At 56.9% G+C, this 15439-nt stretch carries 15 protein-coding genes; 11 read left to right on the plus strand and 4 right to left on the minus strand.

Annotated features, from left to right (window positions below):
• Positions 1–129 precede the first annotated feature (129 nt).
• The gene (locus NKJ21_RS18960; protein WP_012968654.1) at positions 130–1710 is read left to right on the plus strand and encodes a phosphoethanolamine transferase; all 1581 of its coding nucleotides are present in this window, start codon (positions 130–132) and stop codon (positions 1708–1710) included.
• 90 nt (positions 1711–1800) lie between these two features.
• On the opposite strand, the gene ompX is transcribed toward NKJ21_RS18960, so the two are convergent.
• On the minus strand, positions 1801–2316 hold the full coding sequence (ompX, locus tag NKJ21_RS18965; protein ID WP_008805777.1) for an outer membrane protein OmpX: 516 nt from the start codon (positions 2314–2316) through the stop codon (positions 1801–1803).
• A gap of 351 nt (positions 2317–2667) precedes the next feature.
• Here ompX and rhtA point away from each other — a divergent pair, with 351 nt between their 5' ends.
• The 6 genes from rhtA to ybiO all read left to right on the plus strand — a co-directional run bounded on the left by rhtA (position 2668) and on the right by ybiO (position 9285).
• Complete coding sequence (gene rhtA, locus NKJ21_RS18970) at positions 2668–3555, plus strand: threonine/homoserine exporter RhtA (RefSeq protein ID WP_008805776.1); 888 nt, start codon at positions 2668–2670, stop codon at positions 3553–3555.
• 237 nt (positions 3556–3792) lie between these two features.
• On the plus strand, positions 3793–4296 hold the full coding sequence (gene dps, locus NKJ21_RS18975) for a DNA starvation/stationary phase protection protein Dps (protein ID WP_002895841.1): 504 nt from the start codon (positions 3793–3795) through the stop codon (positions 4294–4296).
• Positions 4297–4726: 430 nt separating this feature from the next.
• Positions 4727–5473 carry a glutamine ABC transporter substrate-binding protein GlnH gene (gene glnH, locus NKJ21_RS18980; RefSeq protein WP_004886198.1) on the plus strand — a complete coding sequence of 249 codons (747 nt, stop codon included), beginning with the start codon at positions 4727–4729 and terminating at the stop codon, positions 5471–5473.
• Between the two features lie 125 nt (positions 5474–5598).
• Positions 5599–6258: a glutamine ABC transporter permease GlnP gene (gene glnP, locus NKJ21_RS18985; RefSeq protein ID WP_002895837.1), complete on the plus strand. Its 660-nt coding sequence runs from the start codon at positions 5599–5601 to the stop codon at positions 6256–6258.
• A complete protein-coding gene (gene glnQ / locus NKJ21_RS18990; RefSeq protein WP_008805775.1) occupies positions 6255–6977 on the plus strand; it encodes a glutamine ABC transporter ATP-binding protein GlnQ in 723 nt (240 codons plus the stop codon). Before glnP ends, glnQ begins: the two co-directional genes overlap by 4 nt.
• A gap of 112 nt (positions 6978–7089) precedes the next feature.
• Complete coding sequence (ybiO, locus tag NKJ21_RS18995; RefSeq protein WP_012542377.1) at positions 7090–9285, plus strand: mechanosensitive channel protein; 2196 nt, start codon at positions 7090–7092, stop codon at positions 9283–9285.
• Here ybiO and rlmF read toward each other — a convergent pair whose 3' ends face one another.
• On the minus strand, positions 9286–10200 hold the full coding sequence (gene rlmF / locus NKJ21_RS19000) for a 23S rRNA (adenine(1618)-N(6))-methyltransferase RlmF (RefSeq protein WP_008805773.1): 915 nt from the start codon (positions 10198–10200) through the stop codon (positions 9286–9288).
• A 96-nt stretch (positions 10201–10296) separates the two neighbouring features.
• On the opposite strand from rlmF, the gene NKJ21_RS19005 reads away from it, so the two are divergent.
• The 4 genes from NKJ21_RS19005 (at position 10297) to ybiJ (ending at position 12144) form a co-directional block, all read left to right on the plus strand.
• Entirely contained in the window at positions 10297–10911 is a 615-nt protein-coding gene (locus NKJ21_RS19005) for a flavin reductase family protein (RefSeq protein WP_012968656.1), read from the plus strand.
• Between the two features lie 139 nt (positions 10912–11050).
• Positions 11051–11311: a DUF1471 domain-containing protein gene (locus NKJ21_RS19010; RefSeq protein ID WP_016160534.1), complete on the plus strand. Its 261-nt coding sequence runs from the start codon at positions 11051–11053 to the stop codon at positions 11309–11311.
• A 20-nt stretch (positions 11312–11331) separates the two neighbouring features.
• The gene (locus NKJ21_RS19015; protein WP_002895824.1) at positions 11332–11598 is read left to right on the plus strand and encodes a DksA/TraR family C4-type zinc finger protein; all 267 of its coding nucleotides are present in this window, start codon (positions 11332–11334) and stop codon (positions 11596–11598) included.
• A gap of 285 nt (positions 11599–11883) precedes the next feature.
• Positions 11884–12144, plus strand: a complete 261-nt coding sequence (ybiJ, locus tag NKJ21_RS19020; protein ID WP_042946977.1) for a DUF1471 family protein YbiJ — start codon at positions 11884–11886, stop codon at positions 12142–12144.
• Between the two features lie 108 nt (positions 12145–12252).
• Here ybiJ and ybiB read toward each other — a convergent pair whose 3' ends face one another.
• Both ybiB and dinG read right to left on the minus strand, forming a co-directional pair.
• On the minus strand, positions 12253–13221 hold the full coding sequence (ybiB, locus tag NKJ21_RS19025; protein ID WP_008805768.1) for a DNA-binding protein YbiB: 969 nt from the start codon (positions 13219–13221) through the stop codon (positions 12253–12255).
• 29 nt (positions 13222–13250) lie between these two features.
• Positions 13251–15407, minus strand: coding sequence for an ATP-dependent DNA helicase DinG (dinG, locus tag NKJ21_RS19030; RefSeq protein WP_032735011.1), 2157 nt, complete (start codon positions 15405–15407; stop codon positions 13251–13253).
• Positions 15408–15439 lie beyond the last annotated feature (32 nt).

Raw genomic sequence — 15439 nt, forward strand, 5'->3', positions numbered from 1 at the left:
ATTTACAAGTCCTATCTTTGCACAGCCCTGCCACATTCGCGGCTCGCAGAGACCCTCTTCACGCACTGTCCAGCAGGTTTTACCCCTTGTCGCCAGGGGATGCGCATGGCCTCTTTTTGATTGTTTACTATGAATGTCACCACCCTGAAAGATACGCTGGTCGCCCGCCGACTGGCACTGAACCCATGGACAGGATTCTACTTTTTACAATCGCTGTTGATTAACCTGGCGCTGGGCTATGAATTTAGCCTGCTCTATACCGTGGCATTTACCTGCGTGTTACATCTTCTGTGGCGCGCTTTTCCGCGCGTCCAGAAAGGGGTAGTCGGCGCCTATTCGCTGCTGGCGGCCCTGTATTACCCCTTTGGCCAGGCTTACGGCGCCCCCAATTTCAACACCTTGCTGGCGCTGCACGCGACCAACGTGGAAGAATCCACGGAAATTCTGACCATCTTCCCGTGGTACAACTATCTGCTGGCGGTCTTCATTTTCGCACTGGGGATCATTGCGGTCCGCCGCAGGATCGTTGAGCCCTCCCGCTGGGGAAAAATGGAGACCCTGGGCCTGCTGTTCAGCGTCGGGATCTTCTTTCTGCAGCCGGTGCAAAACCTCGCCTGGGGCGGCGTGTTCAAGGTGATTGACACCGGTTATCCGGCCTTTCGTTTTGTGAAAGACGTGGTGGTGAATAATAACGAGGTGCTGGACGAGCAGGCGCGAATGGCGCAGCTGGCCGGCATGAAAGACAGCTGGCACGTGCTGGCGGTGAAGCCAAAGTACCATCTCTATGTGGTGGTGATTGGCGAGAGCGCCCGTCGCGACGCCCTCGGCGCCTTCGGCGGCCACTGGGATAACACGCCGTTTGCCAGCTCAGTAAACGGTTATCTGTTTAACAACTATGTCGCCGCCAGCGGCTCGACGCAGAAATCGCTCGGCCTGACGCTTAACCGGGTGGTCGACGGGAAACCGCAGTTTCAGGATAACTTTGTCACCCTCGCCAACCGCGCGGGTTTCCAGACCTGGTGGTTCTCCAACCAGGGGCAGATTGGCGAGTACGACACCGCTATCGCCAGCATCGCCAAACGTGCGGATGAAGTCCAGTTCCTGAAAAACGGCGATTTCGAGGCCAATAAAAATACTCAGGACGAGCAGTTATTAAAGCTGACCGAGCAGGTACTCTCTACGCAGCGCACCCAGCCGCAGCTGATTGTCCTGCATCTGATGGGCTCTCACCCGCAGGCCTGCGATCGGACCAAAGGCAAGTACACGGTTTTCGTCCAGTCGAAAGAGACCTCCTGTTATCTCTACAGCATGACGCAGACCGATTCGCTGCTGGCTAAGCTATACAGTCAGTTGCAAAACTCCGGCGATACCTTTTCACTGACTTACTTTTCCGATCATGGTCTGGCGTTCAAGGAGCGGGGAAAAGAGGTGCAGTATCTGGCGCATGACGATAAGTTCCAGCAGAACTTCCAGGTGCCGTTTATGGTGCTATCCAGCGATGACAAAGCGCATAAAGTGATTAAAGCGCAGCGCTCAGCGAATGATTTCCTCAGTTTCTTCTCCCAGTGGACCGGGATCAAGGCGGCGGAAATCGTCCCGCGCTATCGTTTTATCTCTGAGCAAAAGGCCGGTCCGGTGTACATCACCAACTTCCAGCTGCAGAAGGTGGACTACGCTCACCTCGGTACCGATGAGTTCACCGTCAATTAATCGTGCAGGCCCGGCCAGTCGCTCAGGCTGGCCGGCAACAGGCAAAAAAAATCCGCCCCGAAAGGCGGATTTTTTATATCACCGGAGTGATTAGAAGCGGTAACCCACGCCAGCAATCCAGGTACCGACGTCAACGTTACGAATACGAGACTGCTCGTAGGAGAAGTCCAGAGCAACGTTTTCGATCGGGTTGAACTGCAGACCAGCACCGTAGGAGAAACCGTAGTCGCTCATATCGGATTTCTGGTTCGGGAAGTTGTTGTTCTGGAATTTACCGTAACCAACACCCACTACACCGTAGATGCTTGCCCAGTCGTTCAGACGGTAAGCCGGACCTGCGGTGATGCCGTAGTACTGACCTTTGTTGTAAGTACCGTTGCTGGTGTTATCCTTTTCGGTGTAGGTGAAGGAACCGATAACGCCCAGCGGGTTGTTATCTTGCTCGTAACGGTATTTCAGGTTGAAACCGCCAGCTTTGTTCGCTTTACCCTGCATGTCGCTCTGCGCGTAACCGCCGGTTACGGTAGAAGTTGCAGCAAATGCAGTGGTACCTACGGATGCAGCCAGAACAACGGCCAGTGCTGAAAGACGTGCAATTTTATTCATAACCACCTCAAATGTGTTTCTAATAAGTCCTAAGCCTTAAATATATCAAAAACTTTTGGGAAACTCTTTGGAGTTTACATTGTCTAACATACTTTTTCATGTAACCAAAAGTTTCCATATTTCTATAACAATATGGAAAACAACAATTTTTGGCGTTAACGTACATCTTAACGCTCATTAAGAAATTCGCAAGCATCCAGATTAATCTTAATCACCTGGCGAATTTCTCAGCAACGTGCGCCATTCTACTGTTTTTGCCTCTGTTTTTTTCAACATTAGCTCAACCGTCAGCAGGTTATTCCAGTACACTGGCACTTTTACGACTTTTGACAAAACCTGACAGGAGAAAGGATGCCCGGTCCATCCCGAAAAGCGGCGGCATGGTTGCCGATTCTGGTGATTTTAATCGCCATGACCTCGATTCAGAGCGGCGCATCGCTCGCCAAATCGCTGTTCCCGTTGGTCGGCGCCCCGGGGGTCACCGCCCTGCGCCTGGCGCTCGGGACGCTGATTTTGGTGGTCGTGTTCAAGCCATGGCGGTTACGTTTCTCCCCGGCGCAGCGCGTGCCGCTGCTACTGTACGGCCTGGCGCTCGGCGCGATGAACTATCTCTTTTATTTATCCCTGCAGCGTATTCCGCTCGGCGTGGCGGTAGCCCTGGAGTTTACCGGCCCGCTGGCGGTGGCGCTGTTTGGTTCGCGCCGACCGCTGGATTTTGTCTGGGTGGCGCTGGCGATCCTCGGACTGTGGTATCTCCTGCCGCTGGGGCAGAATGTGGCGCAGGTCGATTTAACCGGCGCGCTCTTTGCCCTGGGCGCCGGCGCCTGCTGGGCGGTCTATATTCTGACCGGGCAACGCGCCGGTGAAGAGCATGGGCCAGCCACGGTGGCGATGGGGTCGCTCATCGCCTCGCTGGTGTTTGTTCCGTTAGGCATGGCGCAGGCTACGGATACGCTGTGGCAATGGTCGCTGCTGCCGATGGGGCTGGGGATTGCTATTCTCTCAACCGCGCTGCCCTACTCTCTCGAAATGATGGCCTTGACGCGCCTGCCAACGCGCACCTTCGGCACGCTGATGAGCCTTGAACCAGCATTAGCCGCCCTTTCCGGTATGGTCTTCCTCGGCGAAACGCTGAAGCTCTCCCAGACCCTGGCGCTGGGCGCGATCATTATCGCCTCGATGGGCGCCACGCTGACCATGCAGCGACAAAGTAAAATCGAGCAAGTCGATATCAATTAACATTCTGTTACGCCGCCGGCCCGTGAGAAATCCGGGCCGTTCAGCTAAATATAACCCTATGATATTTAGCGCTTTTCAAAATAACCAACCACTTTGCGCTATCGAAGTGATATGGCCTGCCGATGCCTCACTCTTTGAAACCCTTGCTATACTTAGTCCCGAAGTTACCTGGGACAACGCTCCACATCATTCAGATTTGAAGTGTGACGAGCATCAATATCAAGAGGATATGAAACGATGAGTACCGCAAAACTGGTTAAATCAAAAGCATCTAATCTGGTCTATACCCGCAACGATGTCGCTGACAGCGAAAAGAAAGCGACCATTGAGCTGTTGAATCGCCAGGTGATCCAGTTCATTGACCTGTCACTTATCACCAAGCAGGCACACTGGAATATGCGCGGTGCGAACTTTATCGCCGTGCACGAAATGCTGGATGGCTTCCGTACCGCGCTAACCGAGCACCTGGACACCATGGCGGAGCGCGCCGTGCAGCTGGGCGGCGTCGCACTGGGCACCACTCAGGTCATTAACAGCAAAACGCCGCTGCAGAGCTACCCGCTCGATATCCATCACGTTCAGGATCACCTGAAAGCGCTGGCTGACCGCTATGCCGTCGTCGCTAACGATGTGCGCAAGGCGATCGATGAAGCCAAAGACGAGGATACTGCGGATATTTTCACCGCGGCCTCCCGCGATCTGGATAAATTCCTGTGGTTCATTGAAGCGAATATCGAGTAAGGCTTTGCCGCCGGCCGCAGCGCGGTCGGCGGCGCCTTTACTTTTCTCGCCCACCTTTCTGTTTTCCGTTCTATCCGTTTCCCCTTCTATGCTTTTCGTCCCCCTGCTGGCCATGCACTGTTTTAGGGCGCCAAATTGATGAAAATGCGCGCAAAAGTAAAACAATTGTAATAATCACCTCACACAATCGTTACGTTGAGATTGTTTTCCCATCAGGGTTTGCGCTAAAAATGTGCTCGTTATTCAACAACTCTATAACGCACCAAAGTGACGCCTCATCCTGGTGCAGTGAGTGCCTGTCATGATCGAAATTGTGCAACCGCTCGCGCTTCGTTTGTTGAAAAACAACAGCTTGTAAAAGTGGCACGATTTTTTCATTAGGCTAGTCGTTCTCGCAGGGGATCGTCCCGTGGATATAAAAGGAAATGCTATGAAGTCTGTATTTAAAGTTTCACTGGCTGCACTGACCCTGGCTTTTGCGGTTTCTTCCCATGCCGCCAATAAGACCCTGGTTGTCGCCACCGATACGGCGTTCGTCCCGTTCGAATTTAAGCAAGGCGATAAATATGTCGGGTTTGACGTTGACCTGTGGGCGGCTATCGCCAAAGAGCTGAAGCTCGACTACACCCTGAAGCCAATGGACTTCAGCGGCATTATCCCGGCGCTGCAAACTAAAAATATCGATCTGGCGCTGGCCGGGATCACCATCACCGACGAACGTAAAAAAGCGATCGACTTCTCCGACGGCTACTACAAAAGCGGCCTGCTGGTGATGGTCAACGCCAATAATAACGACATCAAAGATGTGAAAGATCTGAACGGTAAAGTGGTCGCGGTGAAGAGCGGTACCGGCTCCGTTGATTACGCGAAAGCCAATATCAAAACCAAAGATCTGCGTCAGTTCCCGAACATCGATAACGCCTATATGGAACTGGGTACCGGCCGCGCTGATGCCGTGCTGCACGATACGCCAAATATTCTGTACTTCATCAAAACCGCAGGCAACGGCAAGTTCAAAGCGGTAGGCGAATCACTGGAAGCGCAAAACTACGGTATCGCTTTCCCGAAAGGCAGCGACGAGCTGCGTGAGAAAGTGAACGGTGCGCTGAAAACGCTGCGCGAGAATGGTACCTACAACGAAATTTATAAAAAATGGTTCGGCACTGAACCAAAATAATAAGAACACACTTCGCCAGACGCAGCTCCGGCGACATCACAACGGTCTTCCGGCACAGACTCGGCGGGAGACCGTATTTTGGCGGAGGATTTCCTCTGCTCTCGACACGGTAACAGGAACGTATTATGCAGTTTGACTGGAGTGCCATCTGGCCTGCCATTCCGATTTTGCTGGAAGGCGCCAAAATGACGCTGTGGATTTCCGTCCTCGGCCTGGCCGGCGGCCTGATAATCGGTCTGGTGGCCGGTTTCGCCCGCTGCTTCGGCGGCTGGATCGCCAACCACATCGCACTGGTGTTTATTGAAATCATTCGCGGCACCCCGATTGTGGTGCAGGTCATGTTCATCTACTTTGCGCTGCCGATGGCCTTTAGCGACCTGCGCATCGACCCCTTCTCCGCAGCGGTAGTGACCATCATGATTAACTCGGGCGCCTATATCGCGGAAATTACCCGCGGCGCGGTGCTCTCCATTCATAAAGGCTTCCGCGAAGCGGGCCTGGCGCTGGGCCTGTCGCGTCGCGAAACCATTCGCCACGTGATCCTGCCGCTGGCGCTACGCCGCATGCTGCCGCCGCTGGGCAACCAGTGGATTATCAGCATCAAGGATACCTCGCTGTTCATCGTCATCGGCGTCGCCGAACTGACCCGTCAGGGACAGGAGATCATCGCGGGCAACTTCCGCGCCCTGGAAATCTGGAGCGCCGTTGCTGTTATCTACCTGATTATCACCCTGGTCCTGAGCTTTATTCTGCGTCGTCTTGAAAGAAGGATGAAAATCCTGTGATTGAATTTAAAAACGTCTCCAAGCACTTTGGCCCGACCCAGGTGCTGCACGATATCTCCCTGAAAATTAATCAGGGTGAAGTGGTGGTCATTATCGGCCCGTCCGGCTCCGGTAAATCGACGATGCTGCGCTGCATCAATAAACTGGAAGAGATCACCAGCGGCGATCTGATTGTCGATGGCTTAAAGGTCAACGATCCGAAGGTGGACGAACGTCTGATTCGTCAGGAAGCCGGGATGGTGTTCCAGCAGTTTTACCTGTTCCCGCACCTGACGGCGCTGGAAAACGTGATGTTTGGCCCGCTGCGGGTACGTGGCGCCAGCAAGCAGGCGGCAGAGAAGCAGGCGAAAGATCTGCTGGCGAAAGTCGGCCTGGCCGAGCGCGCGCATCACTATCCGTCTGAACTCTCCGGCGGCCAGCAGCAGCGTGTGGCCATTGCCCGCGCGCTGGCGGTGAAGCCAAAGATGATGCTGTTTGATGAACCGACCTCCGCGCTCGACCCGGAACTGCGCCATGAAGTGCTCAAGGTGATGCAGGATCTGGCTGAAGAGGGGATGACGATGGTGATCGTAACCCACGAAATCGGCTTTGCCGAAAAAGTGGCTTCGCGATTGATCTTTATCGACAAAGGACGCATTGCTGAAGACGGCAACCCGCAGGAGCTGGTGAAGAACCCGCCAAGCCCGCGCCTGCGCGAATTCCTGCAGCACGTCGCCTGACCCGCAACGGCTCTCTTCCTCCGCGGAGAGAGCCGCTTTTCCAGATTCCTCTTCCCTCCCCTTCCGCCATCGGCTTCTATACTTACCCGTTTACGTTGCAACGGAGGTGCCCATGCCGTGGATCCTGCTTTTGCTCGCTGCACTGTTTACTGCCCCGCTTTCCGCCGCCGCCCTGCCCGGCGTGCCGACAGCTAACGCCGATAAAACCAGCGCCAGCGAACCCGATGCGGAACAGAAAAGAGCGGCCTACGCCGCGCTGGCTGACGTGCTGGCTAACGACAGCGCCCGTCAGGAGCTCATTGACCAGCTGCGTAAAGCAGCCGCCACGCCGCCGCCAGACAGCACCCCGACGCTGACGCCGCCGGCGGTGAAAGAAGAGACCACGGTGCTGGAGAACGTCACGCAGATCAGCCGGGAATACGGCGAGCAGCTCTCGTCTCGCTTCTCTCAACTGTGGCGCAATATCACCGGCTCACCGCATAAACCTTTTAATTCGCAAACCTTCACCAGCGCGGCCTGGCATTTTTTACTGCTGGCCGGCCTGGTCTTTGCCTTCTGGTGGCTGGTGCGTCTTGCGGCGCTGCCGCTGTATCGCAAAATGGGTGAATGGGGGCGGCATAAAAACCGCGATCGCGGAAACTGGCTCCAGCTGCCCCTGACCATCGCCGGGGCGTTTGTTATCGACCTGCTGCTGCTGGCGCTGACCCTGTTTGTCGGCCAGTTGTTAAGCGATCGCCTGAATGGTAATAACCCCACCATCGCCTTCCAGCAGAGTCTTTTCCTCAACGCCTTCGCGTTGATCGAGTTTTTTAAAGCCATTCTGCGGCTCATTTTCTGCCCGCGCATCCCGGCGCTCCGGCCCTTTAACCTCAGCGACGAAGCCGCGTCATACTGGAGCCTGCGCCTGAGCGCGCTCAGCAGCCTGATTGGCTATGGCCTGATCGTCGCGGTGCCGATTATCTCCAATCAGGTGAATGTTCAGGTTGGCGCGCTGGCTAACGTCGTCATCATGCTGTGCATTACGCTGTGGGCGCTGTACCTGATTTTTCATAACAAGACCTTGATTACGCAGGGTCTAATCCATCTGGCCGACCGTTCGCTCTCCTTCTTTAGCCTGTTTATCCGCGCCTTCGCGCTGGTCTGGCACTGGCTGGCCTGCGCCTACTTTGTGGTGCTCTTTTTCTTCTCCCTGTTCGACCCGGGCAATAGCCTGAAATTCATGATGGGCGCCACCCTGCGCAGCCTGGCCATTATCGGCGGCGCGGCGCTGGTGTCCGGCATCCTGTCGCGCTGGATAGCCAAAACCATCACCCTGTCACCCGCCACCCAGCGCAATTATCCTGAGCTGCAAAAGCGGCTGAATGGCTGGATCTCCGCCTCGCTGAAGGCCGCGCGCATTCTCACCGTCTGCGTCGCCGTCATGCTGCTGCTGAGCGCCTGGGGCCTGTTTGACTTCCGCGAATGGCTGCATAACGATGCCGGGCAAAAAACGGTGGATGTGCTGATCCGCATCGCCCTCATCCTCTTCTTCTCTGCCATCGGCTGGACGGTGCTGGCCAGCCTGATCGAAAACCGGCTGGCCTCGGATATCCATGGTCGCCCGCTGCCCAGCGCGCGGGCCCGGACGCTGCTGACCCTGTTTCGCAACGCGCTGGCGGTGGTGATCAGCACCATCACGGTGATGATCCTGCTTTCGGAGATTGGGGTTAACATTGCGCCGCTGCTGGCGGGCGCCGGGGCGTTAGGGCTGGCGATTTCGTTTGGCGCGCAAACGCTGGTTAAAGATATTATCACCGGCATATTTATCCAGTTTGAGAACGGGATGAATACCGGCGACCTGGTCACCATCGGCCCTTTGACCGGCACCGTGGAACGAATGTCGATTCGCTCCGTGGGGGTACGGCAGGATACCGGCGCCTATCACATTATTCCCTGGTCCTCGATCACCACTTTTGCCAACTTCGTGCGCGGCATTGGCTCGGTAGTCGCCAACTATGATGTCGACCGTCATGAGGATCTGGATAAAGCCAGCCAGGCGCTGAAGGCGGCGGTGGACGATCTGCTGGCCCAGGAGGAGATCCGCGGCCTGATCATTGGCGAACCGTCGTTCGCCGGGCTGGTGGGGCTGAGCAATACCGCCTTTACGCTACGCGTCAGCTTCACTACACTGCCGCTGAAGCAGTGGACGGTGCGCTTTGCCCTCGACACTCAGGTGAAAAAGCACTTCGATCGCGCCGGGGTTCGCGCCCCGGTACAGACCTGGCAACAGCTGCCGATGCCGGGCTCAGACAGCCCGGCCGCCGAGTAGTTAGAACGGACGGCGGCGTTTGGCGTCGTCCATAAAGCTCCAGGCGATAAAGCGGCTCTGCTTTTGACCCTGGGCCATCTCTTTTTTCACCACTTTCACGGCCCCAACCTCGGTCAGCAGGCGGTAGAGCGGCGGCAGATTGTCGCCGCGCGACACCAGCGAGGTAAACCATTTCACCTGGCGGGCGAAGGCCTGACTTTCGCGGATCATCTGCGAGATAAAGGCCACTTCGCCTCCTTCGCACCACAGCTCCTGCTGCTGACCGCCAAAGTTAAGCGCGCTGTCGGCGCCGAGTCCGAGATTGCGGCGCTTGCGCTCACCGCCCGCCCGGGCGCTCTCTGCGGAGTCATGGAACGGCGGATTACACAGCGTGGCGTCATAGGTCTCGTTTTTGTGGATCACGCCGTGGAAGATGGCCTGGCTCTCTTTTTGCCGACGCAGACGGATCTGCCGGGTCAATCCGGGGTTGCCATTGACAATCGCCTGCGCGCTGGCGAAGGCCTCCGGGCTGATTTCGCTGCCGGTGAAACGCCAGCCGTACTCGTGAACGCCGATCAGGGGATAGATGAGGTTGGCGCCGGTGCCAATATCAAGGATCGTGGCTTGCTTCGGCACCTCGCCACTATCCTGCGCCAGCAGATCCGCCAGATGATGAATATAATCGGCACGCCCGGGCACCGGCGGACAGAGAAAACCGTCAGGAATGTCCCAGTGTTTGACCGCGTAGAAATGCGCCAGCAGCGCTTTATTCAACGCCTTTACTGCCTGCGGATTGGCAAAATCAATGGTCTGCTCACCCAGCGGATTGAGCGTAATGTATCCCTGCAGGTCAGGATGCGCCTGGCAGAGCGCAGGCAGGTCGTAGCGTTGATGGTGGCGGTTACGCGGGTGTAACCCCGGTTTCTGGGCTTTCATGACAATCTCCTTTGAACAGCCGCGTAAGATACCCGTTGACGGCGGCGCGGTAAATAAGGGAGTCTGGATATCTCCTTTATCCGTGACAGGTGCAGCATGTACTTTTATCAACCTTCGCAGGGCCACGGCCTGCCGCATGACCCGCTGAACGCGATAATCGGGCCTCGCCCGATAGGCTGGATCGCCTCGCAGGACGCCGAGGGCCAGCGAAATCTGGCGCCATACAGCTTTTTTAACTGCTTTAACTATCGCCCGCCGATCATTGGTTTCGCCAGCAGCGGCTGGAAAGACAGCGTGCGAAATATTGTCGAGACGAAGGAGTTCGTCTGGAACCTGGCGACGCGACCGCTGGCCGTGGCGATGAATGAAACGTCTGCCTCGATCCCGCACCATGAGGACGAGTTCGTGCGCGCCGGCCTCACCGCCGCCGCCAGCCGCCTGGTCAGCGCCCCCCGAGTCGCGGAGAGTCCGGTGAACTTTGAGTGCCGTCTGTCGCAATGTATTCAACTCACCACCGCCGACGGTAACCCTGTTGATACGTGGTTGGTGCTCGGCGAAGTGGTCGCCGTGCATATTGATGAATCACTGCTGGACAACGGCATCTATCAAACCGCCCGCGCCCAGCCGATCCTGCGCGCCGGAGGTCCGAGCGCCTATTACAGTATTGATGATAGTCTGCGTTTTGACATGATCCGCCCTGACGCCCGCTAAATAATCTACCGGCCAGAGTACCGCTGCCCTGCGCCGGTAGCCTACTAAACGCCTTGTTTTGCATTAAAAATTCCCTATCGCACGGTCGGGAAAGACCTACACTTAAGATATGTCCCATGCTGTTTATGAGGATATGCTGATGAAAATCACCTCGCTGCTATTCGCCGCTGCGCTCACCGCTCATGCCACCGCGGCCTCTCCCCTGCCACCGACACCCGTACTGCCCTATGCCGGGCCGCTCCGCCCTGTCGGCACCGTCTCCGCCTCCGGTGCCAGCACCCTTGATGATCTGGTGGCCGCCCTCGCGGATAAGGCCCACCGCCAGGGGGCGATAGCCTGGCGGGTCAATGCCGCCAGTAGCGGTAACCGACTGCACGGTTCAGCTATAATTTATCAATAACCTTTCACAGGAGGCAGACGATGGCATCAGGTTGGGCAGGCGATGGGGCCGTTCAGGATCAGATCGACAGCACCATTGACGATGCGGTGGCTCGCGCGCGCCGTGAGCTTCCGCGCGGCGAAAGCAACAAATTTTGTGATGAATGTGGAGAGCCGATTCCGGAGGCCCGTCGACAGGCCATCCCAGGGGTCAGATATTGCGTGAAGTGCCAGCAGGAGAAAGATTTACATAACAATACATTTTCAGGATATAATCGTCGCGGATCCAAGGATAGCCAGCTACGCTGACTTTCCTTTACCGTTCATGACAGCCTTTCGCATTATCTTTTCGCGCACATTTTTTGGCGGAAAAAGTCGCAATATGTGCCCTTAAACGCGTCGGTCTTCCTCGCTACGCTTCGTGACGAAAAGAATGAGAAATAATTTATTAATAATCAGTAAATTATTAATCATTCAAAAAATTCGATGTAGACTGTGAATTTCCTTCGATTTTATCTCCCGCAAAAAAGCGTGATACTTATCACATCGACGGAACATCGTCCCCTGAACAGAACAACCTGCGAGAGATTAACTATGAAAAACATCAAATATGCTGCCGCTGCCATCGCTCTGACCGCCCTTTCCTTCGGCGCCTTTGCCGCCGAACCGGTCACCCCCACTCAGGCTGAAAGCATGAATAAAATCGGTGTGGTGTCTGCGCAAGGCGCAACCACTTTAGATGGTCTGGAAGCAAAACTGGCTGCTAAAGCCGAAGCCGCTGGCGCGACCGGCTACAGCATTACTTCCGCTAACACCAACAACAAACTGAGCGGTACTGCGGTTATCTATAAATAATCGCTGTTCCCTCTGTAAGCCACTGAATTAACCCTGAAAAGACCTTTAATACCCTTGCCTTGCCCGTCCGAGCCACCGGACGGGCTTTTTTTTATCCTGCAGATCCGATCACCAGCAGTCGTTGACGCGGCTGAGGCCCTGCTCCAGGGTGGTGACTTCCCCGCTGGCCAGCAGACAACAGGCAAGCTGAATTTTCAACGAGTGGGGCACCGGTTCGACGCCGGCGACGCAGCGCTCGATCCAGCGCGCGGTGACCTCAGGATCTTTCGAGGCCGGCAGGACCACCGCCTCCGCTGCCGTCTCAGTCTGGCGTTCGTACAGCACCCGCACGCCCTGCTCATCGATCAGGCTGATCTGCGGGCAGCGCTGCGGGTTGGCATACACTTCGCCCTCGGTACCGTGCATCAACAGCGCGCGGCCACCGGTCTCACGAAAGAAGTTCGCCACCCGCGGAACATATTCCGGATGCGACACGCTGGAGAGACGCAATGCCTCCGCTTCGCCAAACGGTGTAGCCAGCTTGGCCAGGGTATGGGCGCTGTTGCGCACGCCCATCCGCCAGCGCATCGCCAGCTGTTTCTCCAGCGGCGGACAGAAAGCCCCCACCGGGATATACACCGGTTCATGGCCCTCCAGCTGCGCCTGAGCTTGTCCGGCGTGCCGGGTGGCCGGAATATCCAGCAGGGTAAAAATGGTCTCGGTCAGCACCCGGGTGGGATCGTGACTGACGCCGTGAACCACCACCGGAAACCCCAGCTTGTGCAGGAGCATCGCCAGCAGCGGCGTCAGGTTCGCCTGCTTGCGCGCGCCGTTGTAGCTGGGGATGACAATCGGCATCGGCTTGCCGGCCGGCGGGGTCAGGCGCAGCGTATGCTGCTGCATCGCCGCGTAAAACCCTTTCATCTCCGCTTCGCCTTCGCCTTTGATGCGCAGGGCGATTAATATTCCCCCCAGCTCCAGCTCCGGCACCTCGCCGTCCAGCATCCGCGCATAGAGCGCACGGGCGGTCTCTTCATCGAGGTCGCGGGCATGATTCTTACCGCGACCCACCTCTTTTATAATTTTGCTGTACTCCATGGCTCCCCCTGGTGCATCACGCGCCGGCGTCAGCGACGTTTGCGGCCTGACTGTTTTGCTGTCTGTTTTGCTTTCCGTTTTACTATAACCTCCGGGACGCCCGGCTGCTCTATGGGAAAAACAGGTAACGCGTTCAGTAGACGCGCGCCATAGTTTTTGGTCAACAGACGCTTATCGTAAATCACCACCTCTCCCCAGCAGTGATGGCTGCGGATCAGACGCCCCACCTGCTGAATAAGATTAAAGGAGGCGCTGGGCAAACTCTGTACCTCGAAAGGGTAACGATTAAGGCTTTTCAGCCATTCGCCTTCGGTGATCACTACCGGGCTGTCGATGGGCGGAAAGGCGATTTTATGGATATGTACCTGGCTTAGCAGATCGCCCTTTAAATCCAGCCCTTCGGCAAAGGACTGCAGACCCACCAGCACGCTGCGCTCGCCGCTTTCCACCCGTTTGCGATGCAGCTCCACCAGCCGATAGCGCGGCTGGTCGCCCTGCACCAGCAGTATCAGGCGCAGATCGGTCACATGCTCCAGGAAGCGGTTCATCGCCCGCCCGCTGGCAAACAGCACCAGCATCCCGAGATGTTTCTTGCTCTCTACCTGCTGGCGAAAATAGGCCGCCATCTCGGCAATGTGCTGCTCTTCGTTATCCATCAGCGGTTCATAGCGCATTTGAGGAATAATAATTTTCCCCTGCTCCACGTGGTTGAACGGCGAATCCAGCGCCACGAAGCGGTCACCCGCTTTCTCCTTCAGACCACTCATCTCCTGCAGGCGCGAGAAGCTGTTTAGCGAGCGCAGCGTCGCTGACGTCACGACGATATGCGGCACGCTGCGCCACAGCAGCCGTTCCAGCTGATCGCTGACGCGGATGCCGACACAGTGGAACCAGACATGGATCTGGCCGTCGCGCACCACTCGCGTCGCCCATTTGGTTACCGGCGCGCCTGAGGATTGCGCCAGCGACGCCAGGCGCCATAGCTTGCTTTGGCTTTCAAACATGCCGAGCGCGCGGTTCATCTGCAGCAGCACCCGATGCAGGCGCACCACGTCATGGCTGCCGGTCTTTTCGCTGAGATCGTTAAGAAACAGCTCCGCCAGCCCGCGCAGCATCTCGGTGAGCTTCGCCAGCCGCTGGCAGATCTCCATCACCTCCTGCGGCAGTTCGCCCATCGGGAAGCGATGCTCCGCTTCCTGACCGGCGGGCATGTAGAGATTGAGAATATTATTCAACGACGCAATCAGCTCGAACAGCTCCTCGCAATGGCCGGTGAGCCGCTCCGGATTGGCCAGCGGCGGCGTGGTTTTCGGACGAAACTGCTCCATGCAGGTGGCGACCAGCTTGCAGAACAGATCCAGCTGCAGGCGAAACCAGGGGGCGGTGATCTCGGCGCTCATCTCCAGCGCGTCGCGGGCGACGTCCGGCAGATGATGGCCTTCATCGAGGACCAACAGCAGGTTTTTCGGCTCCGGCAGCACTGCCTCGCTCTCCATCGCCGCCATCACCAGCGCATGGTTGGCCACCACCACTTCCGCCTCCTGAATTTCCCGCCGCGCCACGAAGAACGGGCACTCGCGATAGTAGTGGCAGTTGCGGTTCAGGCAGCTGGCCTTATCGGTGCTCAGCCGGCTCCACAGCGCGTCATCGATGGCTTTATCGGTATGATCGCGCAGGCCGTCCCAGCGGTAGCTGTCGAGGTCCTGCTTCAGGGTCGCACACAGCTTCTGCTCGGCCTGGTTGTTCGGGGTGAGATCGTCATCGAGGAAGGCCAGCAGATCCTGCTGCGACGGCTCGGTGCTGGCCAGCGCCGTCAGGTTACGCGGACAGACGTAGCGCCCACGACCGAAGGCGGCGGTAAAGCGCAGGTCGGGAATAATTTTACGCAGCAGCGGCAGGTCTTTACTGTAGATTTGATCCTGCAGGGCGACGTTGGCGGTGCTGACCACCAGCGTTTTTTGTTCCTCCCGGGCGATGGCGATGCCCGGGATCAGGTATGACAGCGTTTTACCGACGCCGGTCGGCGCTTCGATAGCCAGATGCCTGCCCTCTTCCCCGGCGAGGGTTTTCGCCACATCGGCGATCATCTGCCGCTGCGGGGGGCGGGGAATAAAGTCCGGGATCTGTTCCTGAAGCGCCTTATACCAGGCGGCGATTTGCGCTTTCAGCGCAGCGGTCAAAGCCATGAGAAAACCTGAATACTGTATAAACAGCCACT

The organism is Klebsiella sp. SWET4 (genome assembly GCF_024296565.1).
Lineage (GTDB): Bacteria > Pseudomonadota > Gammaproteobacteria > Enterobacterales > Enterobacteriaceae > Klebsiella > Klebsiella variicola.

Bases quoted from the DNA above. Each gene is read 5' to 3' on its own strand.
- ybiO (WP_012542377.1), top strand. From the start codon at position 7,090: ATGCCGTGGATCCTGCTTTTGCTCGCTGCACTGTTTACTGCCCCGCTT.
- ybiB (WP_008805768.1), bottom strand. From the start codon at position 13,221: ATGGAGTACAGCAAAATTATAAAAGAGGTGGGTCGCGGTAAGAATCAT.
- rlmF (WP_008805773.1), bottom strand. From the start codon at position 10,200: ATGAAAGCCCAGAAACCGGGGTTACACCCGCGTAACCGCCACCATCAA.
- dps (WP_002895841.1), top strand. From the start codon at position 3,793: ATGAGTACCGCAAAACTGGTTAAATCAAAAGCATCTAATCTGGTCTAT.
- rhtA (WP_008805776.1), top strand. From the start codon at position 2,668: ATGCCCGGTCCATCCCGAAAAGCGGCGGCATGGTTGCCGATTCTGGTG.
- glnP (WP_002895837.1), top strand. From the start codon at position 5,599: ATGCAGTTTGACTGGAGTGCCATCTGGCCTGCCATTCCGATTTTGCTG.
- NKJ21_RS19005 (WP_012968656.1), top strand. From the start codon at position 10,297: ATGTACTTTTATCAACCTTCGCAGGGCCACGGCCTGCCGCATGACCCG.
- NKJ21_RS18960 (WP_012968654.1), top strand. From the start codon at position 130: ATGAATGTCACCACCCTGAAAGATACGCTGGTCGCCCGCCGACTGGCA.
- dinG (WP_032735011.1), bottom strand. From the start codon at position 15,407: ATGGCTTTGACCGCTGCGCTGAAAGCGCAAATCGCCGCCTGGTATAAG.
- glnH (WP_004886198.1), top strand. From the start codon at position 4,727: ATGAAGTCTGTATTTAAAGTTTCACTGGCTGCACTGACCCTGGCTTTT.
- ybiJ (WP_042946977.1), top strand. From the start codon at position 11,884: ATGAAAAACATCAAATATGCTGCCGCTGCCATCGCTCTGACCGCCCTT.
- ompX (WP_008805777.1), bottom strand. From the start codon at position 2,316: ATGAATAAAATTGCACGTCTTTCAGCACTGGCCGTTGTTCTGGCTGCA.
- NKJ21_RS19010 (WP_016160534.1), top strand. From the start codon at position 11,051: ATGAAAATCACCTCGCTGCTATTCGCCGCTGCGCTCACCGCTCATGCC.
- NKJ21_RS19015 (WP_002895824.1), top strand. From the start codon at position 11,332: ATGGCATCAGGTTGGGCAGGCGATGGGGCCGTTCAGGATCAGATCGAC.